The 12,829-nt window shown below is 71.0% G+C and carries 10 protein-coding genes; 3 read left to right on the top strand and 7 right to left on the bottom strand.

Annotated features, from left to right (window positions below; genetic code table 11):
• Positions 1–395: 395 nt before the first annotated feature.
• The 3 genes from ACFQU4_RS22995 to ACFQU4_RS22985 are packed head-to-tail and all read right to left on the bottom strand — an operon-like array spanning position 396 to position 2,643.
• Positions 396–1,286 carry a DUF2510 domain-containing protein gene (locus tag ACFQU4_RS22995; protein WP_377496343.1) on the bottom strand — a complete coding sequence of 297 codons (891 nt, stop codon included), beginning with the start codon at positions 1,284–1,286 and terminating at the stop codon, positions 396–398.
• Positions 1,287–1,339: 53 nt separating this feature from the next.
• Positions 1,340–1,753, bottom strand: a complete 414-nt coding sequence (locus tag ACFQU4_RS22990) for a VOC family protein (protein ID WP_377496341.1) — start codon at positions 1,751–1,753, stop codon at positions 1,340–1,342.
• A complete protein-coding gene (locus ACFQU4_RS22985; RefSeq protein WP_377496339.1) occupies positions 1,750–2,643 on the bottom strand; it encodes a helix-turn-helix domain-containing protein in 894 nt (297 codons plus the stop codon). The genes ACFQU4_RS22990 and ACFQU4_RS22985 overlap by 4 nt, the downstream gene beginning before the upstream one ends.
• Before the next feature lie 195 nt (positions 2,644–2,838).
• Between ACFQU4_RS22985 and ACFQU4_RS22980 the strand changes: the two genes are divergently transcribed.
• Positions 2,839–3,483: a LysE family translocator gene (locus ACFQU4_RS22980; RefSeq protein ID WP_377496337.1), complete on the top strand. Its 645-nt coding sequence runs from the start codon at positions 2,839–2,841 to the stop codon at positions 3,481–3,483.
• Positions 3,484–3,687: 204 nt separating this feature from the next.
• Entirely contained in the window at positions 3,688–5,163 is a 1,476-nt protein-coding gene (locus tag ACFQU4_RS22975) for an MFS transporter (protein ID WP_377496335.1), read from the top strand.
• Positions 5,164–5,175: 12 nt separating this feature from the next.
• Here the strand turns inward: ACFQU4_RS22975 and ACFQU4_RS22970 are convergent, their stop codons facing one another.
• Positions 5,176–6,096 carry an aminoglycoside phosphotransferase family protein gene (locus ACFQU4_RS22970; RefSeq protein ID WP_377496333.1) on the bottom strand — a complete coding sequence of 307 codons (921 nt, stop codon included), beginning with the start codon at positions 6,094–6,096 and terminating at the stop codon, positions 5,176–5,178.
• Positions 6,097–6,249: 153 nt separating this feature from the next.
• On the opposite strand from ACFQU4_RS22970, the gene ACFQU4_RS22965 reads away from it, so the two are divergent.
• Positions 6,250–7,398, top strand: coding sequence for an LOG family protein (locus ACFQU4_RS22965; protein WP_377496331.1), 1,149 nt, complete (start codon positions 6,250–6,252; stop codon positions 7,396–7,398).
• A gap of 15 nt (positions 7,399–7,413) precedes the next feature.
• On the opposite strand, the gene ACFQU4_RS22960 is transcribed toward ACFQU4_RS22965, so the two are convergent.
• The 3 genes from ACFQU4_RS22960 to ACFQU4_RS22950 form a co-directional block, all read right to left on the bottom strand.
• On the bottom strand, positions 7,414–7,593 hold the full coding sequence (locus ACFQU4_RS22960; protein ID WP_377496329.1) for a hypothetical protein: 180 nt from the start codon (positions 7,591–7,593) through the stop codon (positions 7,414–7,416).
• Between the two features lie 308 nt (positions 7,594–7,901).
• Positions 7,902–8,039, bottom strand: coding sequence for a hypothetical protein (locus tag ACFQU4_RS22955; RefSeq protein ID WP_377496327.1), 138 nt, complete (start codon positions 8,037–8,039; stop codon positions 7,902–7,904).
• A gap of 436 nt (positions 8,040–8,475) precedes the next feature.
• The gene (locus ACFQU4_RS22950; RefSeq protein ID WP_377496325.1) at positions 8,476–12,477 is read right to left on the bottom strand and encodes a hypothetical protein; all 4,002 of its coding nucleotides are present in this window, start codon (positions 12,475–12,477) and stop codon (positions 8,476–8,478) included.
• Positions 12,478–12,829: the final 352 nt, after the last annotated feature.

Here is a 12,829-nt window from a genome sequence, read left to right as displayed (position 1 = left end):
CGATCGACGCTCGTCCCCGCCCACAGCGCCCCGGAGATCGACATCCGTCCCGACCTATCGCACGCCGCGGACCGAAGCTCGTCCCCGCACCCCGCCAACCGGCACTCGTCCCTCCTACCGCACCCCGCGGACCGTCCCCGCGCCGCGGACCGAAGCTCGTCCCCGCACCCCGCCAACCGACGCTCGTCCGCGCCCAAGGCACCCCGCAGATCGACACTCGTCCCCCGCCGCCCACCGCACGTCTGCAGACGGACACACTTCCCACCCACCGCGCCGACCGACCCGATCGGACCAGTCCTCCCCGGCCCCCAATCACCGACCGGGCACAAGTGCAGCGACACGCCGCCAGAACGCCTGCTTTTGTGCCCGGTCGGCGGGGGTCTTGGAGGGGTGGGTTAGTCGACGGTGAGGTCGCGGACGGTGTTGTCGCGGAGGGTCTGCAGGCCGGCGTCGCCGATCGCGACGGCCCCGATGAACAGGCCGTACGCGTCCGGGCGGCCGGTGTCGACGACGATCACGTCGACCGTGTCGCCGGGGACCTTCCGGTCGGTGACGTGGATGTCGGTCCGGATCCACCAGGCCTGGTGGCCGTCGATGGTCGTCTTCTCGGCCTTGAGGTCCTTGGTGGACTGCTCGGTGGCGTACCAGCCGGAGCTGGCGACGCACTGCATCACCTTCTCCGCGGCGGCCTTCGGCGTCGGCTTGAAACCGTCGGCGGCGCGGATCTCGCCGACGCCGAGGAACGCGGCCCAGCCGGGATAGACGGAGAAGCCCTGCGACTCGACGTCATAGCCCCAGCTGACCCCGCTGGTCTGCATGTCGTCCACCCAGCCGTCGATCCGGGGGAAGGACAGGCCGCCGCCGTGCACCCGGCCGTCCGGCGGGCGCGGTCCGCGTTCCCGGGGATTGCCGGTCGGGCAGGCGATCGTGGTCTCGGGTGTCCCGCTGCTGGACGGGCTCGGCGTCCGGGACGGTGTCGGGGTGGGCGTCGCGGTCGGGCTGCTGTCGTCCCAGCCGGACACGGTCGAGGACGGCACCGGGTCGTTCGTGATCGGGCGGCCGGCACCGCTCTGGCGTACGGCGAAGAAGATGATCAAGCCCAGGACGACGACCAGCGCGAGCGCGCCGATGATCATGGGCAGCCCGCGGCGGCGGCCCGTTCGATCACCGCCGGTGGGCGGGCCACCGGGTTGGTCGGTGGTCTGCTGCGACCAGGCGCGGCCGTCCCAGTAGCGGTACTGGCCCGGTGCGCCGGAGGGATCGGGATACCAGCCGGGCGTCGACACGGGCGTCAGTCAATCACGGTGCGGTTGCACCGGCGGCGTCCGGCCGGGCGCGCTCAGCTGTTCCGCGGTTCGCCGCGGTAGCTGCCGATGGACCAGAGGTTGCCCTCCGGATCGGCCAGGGTGAACTCGCGGCCGCCGTGGTCGCGATCGACCGGCTCGTTGATGATCTTGGCGCCGGCGGCGACCGCCCGGCGGTGGATCTCGTCGACGTCGTCGGCCACCAGATAGGTACCGGCCGTGCCGGGCTGCCGGCTCCAGTCGGCATCCGGCTGGTGGCTGCCGAGCATGATCCCGCCGGCCCGGGCGCCGGCCGGGTGCGGCCAGTCGAGCTGGGCGTGGGCGACCCGGTCGCCGTCGGCGTACACGGCGGTGCGTTCGAAGCCGAGCACGTCGACCAGGAAGTCGATCAGGGCCGGGGCGTCGGCGGCCTGCAGGGTGGGCCAGACGTTGGTGAAGGTTTCGGTCATGCCGGCGAGTCTTCCGGCGACCGGTGCGCGCCGGCTTGGATGTTTCGGAACTCCTCGGCGATCCAGCCCGACGGGCTGGTGCCGGTGTATTGCCGGAAGTCCCGGACCAGGTGCGACTGGTCGTAGTAGCCGCGTTCGGCGGCGACCCGGCCGAGGTCGCTGCGCCCGGTCCGGTCGATGTCGCCGGCGATCTGGCGGCGGGCCAGGTCGAACCGGAACAGCCGGCCGATCTGCTTCGGTGACACGCCGAGCTCGGTGCCGAACAGCTGGCTGACCCGGCGGCCGCTGTAGCCGAGATGACGGGCCAGGCCGTCCATCGAGCCGGTGCCGCCGAACCGGGCCAGCCAGCGCCAGCCCTCGACCAGCGCCGGCGGCGGCGCCTCCGCCCGCTCGGTCGCCTCGACCCGGCGGCGCAGGTAGTCCCAGAGCAGGTCGAACCGTTCCGCCCAGGTCGGTGCCTCGGCCATCCGTTCCCGCAGCCGGGCCGCGCCGCTGCCGAGCACCGCGGTGCCGTCGCCGAGCAGGTCGGTCAGTTCCCGGGTCGGCGGCCCGAACAGGCGCCGTGCCGCCAGCGGGTGTACGGCGAGCTGCATGCCGACCTGGTCGCGCGGCTGCACCACGTAGGCCGGTCGCGCATGCAGGCCGCCCAGCAGCACCTCGGCCCGCGGTGCCGTCGGCCGGACCGCCTCGTCCGGGGTCTCGGCGCCGATGATCGGGGCGTCGTCCAGCGCCAGGATGAAGGTGAGGTACGGCGACGGCAGGCCGCGATGCAGCCCGATCGGGTTGCCCGTGCTCTGGTAACCCGTCGCGGAGGCGACCAGCCCCGGCAGCCGGCTCGGCGGCGTGACGAACTCGTACCGGCGCAGCAGGGTCTCGGAATCCCCAGGCATGGTCCCCAGTGTGCTCCTTAGGAGGGTGGTGTCGAACGGTGGCCGTAGCGAGCAGGTGCCCGGGTGCGTGCATCGCGGTGCGCGAGGTGCGAAGGGCTACCGGGCCGTAGCGCGAGCGCCTCGCGTGCCGCGAGGCGCGTGCCCGGGTGCCGCGCAGTAGGTCACCGTTCGGCACCACCCTCCTAAACTTCGAACATGCTCGTGCCGCTCGGCAACACGCTCGCCTTCGCTCTCGCCGCGTTCATCCTGATCATCATCCCGGGGCCGTCGGTCCTGTTCGTGGTCAGCCGGGCGCTGGCGTACGGACGCCGGACGGCCGTCCTCACCGTGCTCGGCGGGGCGCTCGGCAGCTTCGTCAGCGCGGTCGGGATCGCCGTCGGCGTCGGGGCGCTGCTGCAGGCCTCCGCGCTCGCGTACACGGTGCTGAAGTTCGCCGGCGCCGGCTATCTGGTCTATCTGGGCGTACGGGCGGTCCGGCACCGCGGACGGCTGTGGCAGGCGCTCGAGGAGGGTGCCCCGCCGGTCGGCGGCCGGCGGACGTTCGTCGAGGGCTTCGTGGTCAGCGTGACGAACCCGAAGTCGATGGTCTTCTTCGCCGCCGTACTACCCCAGTTCGTCGACCGGGCCGCGGGCGCGCCACCGGGCCTGCAGATGATCATCTTCGGCGCGATCTTCGCGGGCATCGCGCTCGTCTCCGACACGGTCTGGGGTCTCGTCGCCGGCACCGTCCGCGGCTGGTTCGCCCGGTCCCGGCGGCGGCTCGAGCTGGTCGGCGGAGCGTCCGGCCTGACCATGATCGGACTCGGCGTCGGCGTCGCCCTGAACGGGCGCAAGGACTAGGGCCCGCGCGCCCAGCTGACAGAAGTCACTACCCTCCGGCCGCGCCGGACCCGCACAGTACACAGAGCGCCAAGGCGACAACAGCCCAGCGATGAGTTCTGCGGTTCTCGCAGGTTGTACGGGTATGACGAGTCAGCAGAAGCGGAGTCGGGCCATGAGCGGACCGGGGACGACGGCGGGAGCGGACCGGTGAGCACCGGCCGGATGGCAGCCCGTCCGCGGCTGGGCCTTGCAGTCCTCATGTTGCCCACGCTGCTGGTGTCGATGGACATGTTCGTCCTGCACTTCGCGGTACCCGAGCTCAGCGCCGGGCTCCGGCCGAGTGCCGTGGAGCTGCTCTGGATCGTCGACGTGTACGGCTTCCTGGTGGCGGGATCGCTGATCACGATGGGAACGCTCGGCGACCGGATCGGCCGGCGCCGGCTGCTGCTGATCGGTGCGGCGGCGTTCGCGGCGGCCTCGGTGCTGGCGGCGTTCTCCACCAGTCCCGCGATGTTGATCATCGCCCGGGCCCTGCTCGGGCTGGTCGGGGCGAGCCTGCTGCCCTCCACCCTCGCCCTGATCCGCACCCTGTTCGAGGACGAGCGGGAGCGTGGCATCGCGTTCGGCGTGTGGGTGGCCGTGTTCACCAGCGGCGGGGCGATCGGGCCGCTGGTCGGTGGGGCGGTGCTGGAGCAGTTCTGGTGGGGCGCGGTGTTCCTGCTCGGCGTACCGGCCATGGCGCTGTTGTTGATCTTGGGTCCGGTGCTGCTGCCGGAGTCGCGCGATCCCGACCCGGGGCGCCTCGATCTGCCGAGCACGGTGATGTCGCTGCTGGCCGTGCTCGGCATCGTGTACGGCCTGAAGCGCATCGCCGTGGACGGCCCCGACCTGGTCGCGGTCCTCGCCGCCCTCGGCGGTCTCGCCGTGGGCGCCGTGTTCCTGCGCCGCCAGCGCACCCTCGCCCATCCCCTGATCGACCTGACCCTGTTCCGTTCGGCCCGGTTCAACGTGGCCCTGGTGGCCCAGCTGTGCGTCAACGCCGCCTGGGCCGGCACCTATTTGTTCGTCACGCAGCATCTGCAGTTGGTGGCCGGGTTGACTCCGCTGCTGGCGGGACTGTGGACCCTGCCCGGCGTCGCGGCCGGCGTGATCAGCTCCACCCTGGTGCCGCGACTGCGCGGCCGGCTGCGCCCGGAACTGTTGCTGGCCGGGGTGATGGCCGTGTCGGCGGCCGGCTGCGTCGTGCTGGCGACCGCCGGCACCGGCCTCGCCGCGGTCGTCGTCGGGGCGGCGCTGGTGATGGCGATGGCCAGCGCGATCGTCGCCGTGAGCACCGATGTGATCGTCGGGTCGGCGCCGCCGGAACGGGCCGGGGCGGCGTCGTCGATCTCGGAGACCAGTTCCGAACTCGGCATCGCGTTCGGCGTCGCGCTGCTGGGCGCCGCCGGTGCCGCCGCCTTCCGGAACGCACTGGTCGCGCCCGCCGGTATCCCGGAATCCGCCCTGGGCACCCTCGGCAGCGCGCTCGACGCAGCCCGGGGTCAGCCCGATGCGGCCGGGTTCGCCGACGCCGCCCGGGGCGCGTTCCTCACCGGCATGCACACAGCGGCCTGGGTCGGCGCCGTGATCATGGTCGGCGCCGCGGTGACGGCGCTGATCAGCTCGCGCCGGACGCCGGAACGGGTGCACGAGGGCTGACCGACCGACCCGTCACTGCTCCGCAGCGAACTCGGCGAGAAGTTCGCCGATGAAGGTGTGCTCGGTGTCCTGCGGTGCGTCGGGGTTCCGGGACCGGAGGTACGGGATGACGATCAGCTCCATCGACAGCACCCAACCTCGGGCCCGGACCCAGGTGTCCTGGTCGACCTCCATGGCCTCCCGGAAGGCTCGCCTCGAAGCACCTTCGAACAGGTACCAGGCGGGCAACAGGTCAGCGGCCGGGTCCGCGGCCCACGCGGTGCCGAAGTCGATCACCGCGGACAGGGCACCGTCGGCCACCAGGACGTTGCCCGCCATCAGGTCACCGTGGATCCAGCGCGGCGGTCCGGCCCAGGTGTCCGCCGCCAGCGACGCCTCCCACGCGGCGAGCACGAGTCCGGTGTCGAACTCCGCGCGCAACTCGTCCAGCGCCTCGCGGAAGAGGAGGTCCCGCGGGCCGAGCGGGGTGCCGCGGCTGAACGGGTCGTCCGGCGGAACCGGTGCTCCGGCGGTGTCGACCGTCTGCAGGCAACGGACGAACTCGGCCAGCCGCCGCGCGGCGTCGATCGGGTCCGCCGTCCGGTCCAGTTGGAACGGCTCGCCGTCCAGCCAGCGGTAGACGGCCCAGGCGTACGGATAGCCCTCGCCCGGCTCGCCGCCCGCCAGCGGCTCGGGAATGGGCAGCGGAAGGTGCGGGGCCAGTCGCGGCAGCCAGGTCAGGTCCTTGATCACCTGTTCCTGCGTCTGCTCGACCCGCGGCAGCCGGACGGCAAGATCGGTACCCAACCGGAAGGTCACGTTGTCGGTCCCCGACGACGCGACGGCCTCGATCGGGCGGTCGGCCCAGTCCGGGAACTGTGCGGCCAGCAGCCGCGCCACCAGCGAGGCGTCGATGTCCACCTCGTCGTCGCGCCGCTTCGCGATCTTCACCATGGCCCCACTATCGCTGGTGCCGCTGATCACGTCGCAGTGAGTTCTGTCATCAGCGGGTCGGGCGTCCATGATCGGGCCGGACGTCGTCCGGAACAGTCGGCGCCGAAGTCCCTAGACTGCGGGCATGTTCGCGACGAGACCGGCAGGTCGACGGTGACCCGGCGCACGATGGAGATCGAGAGCCTGGCCGCCTTCGATGATCATCTGGCGGTCACCGCCCGCCTGAACGGCTGGTTCGTCCAGTCGGTCGATCTGACCGAGCGGGCGGCCGAACTGGAGCGGGTCGTGGTCCGTGGCGCGGTGTTCCTCGGCTGCCGGTTCGGGCCGGGCGTCGAGGAGCGGCTGCGGCGGCGTGGCGCGTTGATCTTCCCCGCGCTGCCGGAACTGCCGTTCGATCCGTACCGGCCTCGGCTCTATGCCGCCGACGATCTCTACTGCGACCCGGCGGACGGCCGGCTGCTGCCCTACCTGAGCAGTCCGGACGCGGCGATCTACGCGTGGGCGAAGGAGGCCCAGGTGCACCGCTCGCTGGACCACTCGCTGGCCACCTCGCTTCATGATCATGCGATGTCGGACGCGCTGGACGAGGCGTTGCACAGTGCGGCCTACCAGGGCGGTCGCCCGGTGGTCGGGATCATGGGCGGCCACGCGCTGGCCCGGACCGACGACGCGTACTGGCAGGCGGCCCGGCTGGCCACCGACCTGACCGCCGCGGGCCGGGTGGTGCTCACGGGCGGCGGGCCCGGCGCGATGGAGGCGGCCAACCTCGGCGCGTACCTGAGCCCGGAGCCGGAGTCGCTGGTCGAGGCGCGGGCGCTGCTCGGCAAGGTGACCGACTACCGTGCCTCGATCGACGACTGGGTGGAGACCGGCTATCAGGTACGGGAGCTGCTGCCGGCCGGCCGGGCCGGCCACAGCCTCGGCATCCCGACCTGGTTCTACGGCCACGAACCGACCAACGTGTTCGCCACCGAGGTCGCCAAGTACTTCGCCAACGCACTCCGCGAGGACACCCTGCTGCACCGCTGCCGCGGCGGCATCGTCTACCTGCCCGGCCGGGCCGGCACCGTCCAGGAGATCTTCCAGGCCGTCACCGAGAACTACTACGCGACGGACGACTCCGAGATCGCGCCGATGATCTTGGTCGGCACCGACTACTGGACCCGGGCCCTGCCGGCCTGGCCGTTGCTGTCCGCGCTCGCCTCCGACCGGGCGATGGAACCCGTGATCGCCTGCGTGGACAGCGTCGCCGAGGCCCTCGACCGGCTGGAGGCCTTCGCTACAGACACGCCCATTCCATGATCAGATCGAGTCGACCTAGGTGAGGACGAACGCACCGCAGGGCAGCAGACGGGCCGCCGCGAGCACGATCACCGCACGGAAGCTCGACCGCTTCCCGATCACCAGGATCCGGTCGTGCACGAGCAGCACCGGGATCAGCAACAGGTGCACCGGGATCAACGAGGGCTCGACCACGATCCCCATGATCGCCAGCACCAGGGCCAGACAGGTGCTGGCGGCCCATAACGCGAAGCCGATCTCGGCAGTGCGGCGGCCCGGGGGCCACAGCGGTGGTCCGGGTCCCGGCGGCGCCGGTCGGCGTCATGATCGACCACCGTTGTGACGAAGTGGCGGGCCGCCACGCCCATCGCGGCGACGCCCGCGATGGGCCACGGGAACCCCGGTCGGTGACCCGGTGATCACGAACCAGCGGCCCCCGAGCCCCGAGCCCCGAGCCCCGAGCCCCGAGCCCCGAGCCCCGACGGAGAACGCATTGACCGTGGCGTTCGCGCCGACCCGAGCCTTCAGCCGCACCGACGGGGCGCTGTAGGCCCGGCGTCACCGGCGGGGTCGTACGCGTCGTTGACCGCCAGCACGGCCAGCCACAGCAACGGCCCGGCGACCAGGAACTCGTGCCCATGATCAACAACTCCGGTCCGCAAGGCAGGATCGGGTGCGTCGCCAGGACGAACCCCGGCTGCATCCCCGCCACCGACAGCAGCCAGAACTGCGGCCGCACCATCTGCAGCGCGTCGCGGAGACTGATCGCCCTGCGCGCGCCGGCTGTCTCCCGGACGACGTCGCCCGGAGCCCGGTCCGCCCATGACCACCGGTGCAGGCCCGGCCTCTCGTCGATCCACCAGCCGCTCCTGCCCACCCGTGCCGCGGTCGCGACACCACCATCCTCGCGACCGCGGCCGGCTCGGGCTTCACCGCCGCGGGATTCACTCCCCCGCGGGGTGGCCGGAATCGACCCGACCTCGAGTGGACCGACCATCGCCCGCACCGGCGACTCCACGGTGCCCTTCGGCAGCTCCTGGAACTCGGCCGGCTACGGCCTCGACCCCAAGGTGCCGGCGGGTGCAAACGTGCCGGACTCTACTGCCGCCGTCGATACCGCCCGACGACCAAGATCGTCGCGCCGAGCAGGAGCAGCCCGATCGCCGCGGCGAGCAGTCCGACTCCGACGTCGGCCCCGGTGGAGGGAAGCCCGTCGGGCGACGGATCGTCCGCGTCGCCGGAGTCGGCCTCGCGATTCGGGCCTACCTGATCGTCAGGTCCGTCGGATTCGCCCGGCGGGCCGGACTCGGCCGGTGCGTCGGGTGTCCTGGAGTCGTCGGGTGTGGCTGACCCGGAGGGATCGGGCGAAGGAGCAGCCGGGTCGTCCGAAGTCGACGGGTCAGCCGGACCCGGGGACGGCGGCTGAGACGACGGTGGCACCGGCGGCTCGGGTGTGGAGGACGGCGGCTCAGGGCTCGGCGACGGCGGCTCCGGACTCGACGACGGCGGCTCCGGACTCGACGACGGCGGCTCCGGACTCGACGACGGCGGCTCCGGACTCGACGACGGCGGCTCCGGACTCGACGACGGCGGCTCCGGACTCGACGACGGCGGCGAGACCACCGCGACTTCGACCGTCGACGTGTTGTTGGCCTCAGCCGGATCGGGCTCCGGCGAGCTCACCGTCGCCGTGTTGCTGATCGATGCACCGGCATAAGCGGGATCGAGCTCGGTGACGAGGTCGATCACGGCCGATGCCCCTGACGCCAGTTCGTCCACCGTGCAGTTGATCTTGCCGGCCTGGAGCGTGCAGTCGGCGTCCTCGGACTGGCCGCCGATCACCTGCAGGCCAGCCGGGACGGTGTCGGTGATCACGATCTCAGCCGCCGGATCCGGTCCGTGATTGGTCGCGGTCAGCCGGTAGCCGACTCTCCCGCCGGGCAGCACCGAGGACACGTCGGCGGTCTTGATCAACTCCAGATCCGCGACCCCCGGCTTCCTGGTGATCTCCGTCGTGACCGCGTCCACGTTGTTGTCCTGATCATGGTCGGGCGTCGGCGACCACACCCCGGCCTGGTTGATCATCGGTCCGGCCGACTGCCCGGGTTCGACCTCACCGAACAGGGAGATCTCTCGCGTCAACCCGGCTCCGATCCGGCCCAGTGGGCATCGCACCACGGCCGGGTCCGTGTCCTCGACCAGTTCGCAGTCGCCGTGACCGCTGAAGCCCCCGACGAATCGGACCCCGGCCGGCAGCGCATCGACCACGACCACGTCCTGAGCGGCGGACGGACCGTGGTTCTTCACCTTGAGCACATACTCGATCTCGTCTCCGGCCAGTACGGTCTCGGGCCCGGACTTGGTCAGCCTCAGGTCGGCTTCCGCCCGCACCTCGACCGTGCTGGTGGACGTGTCGTCGGACGGGGTCGGATCGTCGTCGCCGTCCGCGGTGACCGTCGCCGTGTTCTCCAGCGGCCCGGCCGGGGTGTCGCGGTGCACGTCGCCACGGATCTTGACGGTGAAGCTGCTCCCGGCAGCCAGCTTGTCCCTGGTGCAGGTGACCGTACGGTCGTCGACGATCCGGCAGGAGCCTTCCGGATCATCGACAGCCAATCCGCGAATCGCCTCCGGCAACCGATCGGTCAGCGTGACCCCGGTCGCGTCGGCGGGCCCGGCGTTGCGGACGACCAACTCGTAACCGACCTGTCCGCCCGCGACGACCTGCTGGCTGTCCGCGCGCTTGATCACCGAGAGGTTGGCTTGCGGTGACCTGGTCAGCGTGTGGGTGGAGGTGTTGTCACTCGGGTCGACCTCTGGGGTCTCCGAGCTCACCTTCGCCGTGTTCGCCAACTCGTCCGGACGATCCGGCGGTACGGTCGCCCGGACCCGTACCGTGACCTCCTTGCCGGGCGCGAGCTCGTCGACCAGGCAGGTCACCGTAGTCGTGGTCAGGTCGCAGCTGCTGCCGGAGCTGTCAGCACCCTCCAGATTGAGCGGCGCCGGCACCTGGTCGGTGATCTTGACGTCCCGAGCGGTCGACGGCCCGTTGTTGCGCACCGTCAGCAGATAGCTGATCGGCCCACCGCTCTTCCTCGGCAGGATTTCGGCCGTCTTGATCACCGCTAGATCGGCAAGGGTTCTGATCTCCGTCTCGACCGCGTCCTCGGCCGGCGTCGGGTCATCCGGGCTGCTGATCCTGGCGGTGTTCTTGACACTGCCCGTCGCTCCGGCCGCCAACCTGCCGCCGACGGTGATCTGTGCCGACGCGCCGGAGCGCAGCTCGCCGAGATCACATTCCACCGTTCGTCCGGCAACCTCACAACTTCCCTCCGACGGCTGCGCGGTCACGTCGCTGAATCCTGCCGGCAGCGCGTCCCGAACCGACACGTCGTGCGCCGTCGCCGGGCCGTCATTGCGCACCGTCAGTAGATACTCGGCGACCTCCCCGGCGAGCGGCTTGGCCGAGCCGTGCGACCCGAGCGACTTCTTCGTGATCACCAGATTGGCCCGCTGGATCACCTCGGTCTTGGCCGGCGGCGACGTCGCGGTCAGGGGCTTGTTGAGCGTTTCGGCCCGGTGGTCGAGGGTGGCAACGTTGGACAGGATCGTTCCGGCAGCGCCGGCATCGACCGTGACCTGGAACGATGCCGAAGCCTTCGCCTCGGCGGCGATTCGGCCGCCAGAGCTCTCCGTCGCGCCCGTACCCACGCGTGCAGTCACTATCCGCGCGGCCGCGTTGTACTCGGCCCGATCGTCGCCCGCCTTGTCACTCAAGGACTTGGCGACCCCGCTCACCCGCAGCGAGCCGGGGACAAAGGTCACGTTCGCCGGCAGCTCATCACTGATCACGGCGTCGATCGCATCGTCGCCGCCCGTATTGGCGAATTCGAGGGAGTACTCGAGCGTGTCGCCAGGCCTGGCCAGGCCCTCGTCGCTGCCGAGGTTGCGGACGGACTTCGTCCCCTTGACGTCCGGCGAGTAGAGGTCGATCTGCGTGGTCAGCGCGGCCGCCGTATAGACGTCGGCGTTGGTCCCGAAGGTCAACCTCGTCGAGGTCGCGCCGTTGGGCAGCGCGCCCGGGCCGTCGACCACTTTGGCGTCCAGGCCGAGCGAATTCACCGACGGTGGGTTGCGGTTGGTCACCGTCTCCCCACCCGTACTGACGGAGCCGTTGAAGAAGTTGTCCGCCCCGCTCCTCGCATCGCTCAGCGGCTGGCCGTCGACCTTGAAGTAGTCACCCGCGAAGCCTGCGTCCCCCTCGTACGCCACCATGCCGAACCGGGCGTTGACCGGGCCGCGCGGTGGTGTGACGAAACCGGACAGGTCGATGTCGACGACCTTGCCCGCACTGCCGTCGTTCTGAGTGACCCGCTGGTAGCCGCTGAACACTGTCAGATCGCGTAGCGGTGCATCGGCATCCGCATAGGCGACCACCAGGCTCCACGCCCCGAATTGGTCCTTTCCAGGCTGAGCGGGGATGTCGGCGGCCCAGTAAGTTCCGTTGCCGGCCTCCCGTACCGCCGTGGTCACGTCCAGATACGACGACTGGCCCTGGCCATCGCGCATCCGGTCGTAGCGGCCATCAGGCTCACCCGAATTTTCCTGGGTCAGACCCGACACCAGCTCGTAGTCGCCACCGGGGACCTTGAACTTCAACGCGGATACATCTCCGAAGTCTGGTGGTGTCTTGGGTTCGTTGGACCCCCAGAACAGCCCGGCGAACAGAACTTCAGCCCCGTCGGGAAGAGCGAGGTCCGCCGAGGACGACGACTCGGTGGACGACGGGTCACTATCAAGGTCCAGCGGAGCCATCGGCCACTGATTGTTGTTGGTGTTGGCGGTCGCGGTGCCGGCGAGGACTTTGGCGCACTCGGCGCCTTTGCCGCAACTCAACAGGCTGTTACCGGTGATCACGATCGCACCGTTGGTCTGGGTACGGAAGATCGGAGCGAACTTCCGCGGCCCCTCCGCCGCCCGGGCGTCATCGAGCCCGACCAACACCATCGCCCCGAGGCCGAGAACCAGCGCCATGGTCAGCACCAATCCGGCCCGCAACAACGACGGCGGCGCAGGCCAACGGCTCGTTCCGCGTGCACTCATCTTCAACCCCATTCGACTGGATCCCACCCGTTCGCCGGATCGATGCCGGCGCCCGGCCGCGTACGACCGGTCGCCCCCGACCCTGCCGGGAGGGCGGCCTCGGCGACACCGGCCAACCGGGCGGACTACCCCCGCCGATCGGCGGGTGCCGACCCCGCCGACCGATCAATCGAAAGCGGCCGACCGGCGGCTACCGCTCGACGCCGGACGGGATTGGAATAGGGCCAGTCACCGGTTCCAGCGAAACGGGGGAACCTGACACCGGACTGTTCTTCCCCGACCAGCCGGTGTCCGACCGGGCGATCCGGGTCAAGCGGAGCAGGGTCGCCGACGCGGATCGGAGACGGACCCC

The sequence above is a fragment of the Microlunatus sp. GCM10028923 genome (assembly GCF_042666975.1).
In the GTDB taxonomy this organism is placed as follows: domain Bacteria; phylum Actinomycetota; class Actinomycetes; order Propionibacteriales; family Propionibacteriaceae; genus Microlunatus.
Note: the sequence above shows the minus strand (reverse complement) of the source record. Positions and strands in the feature narration are given on the sequence as shown.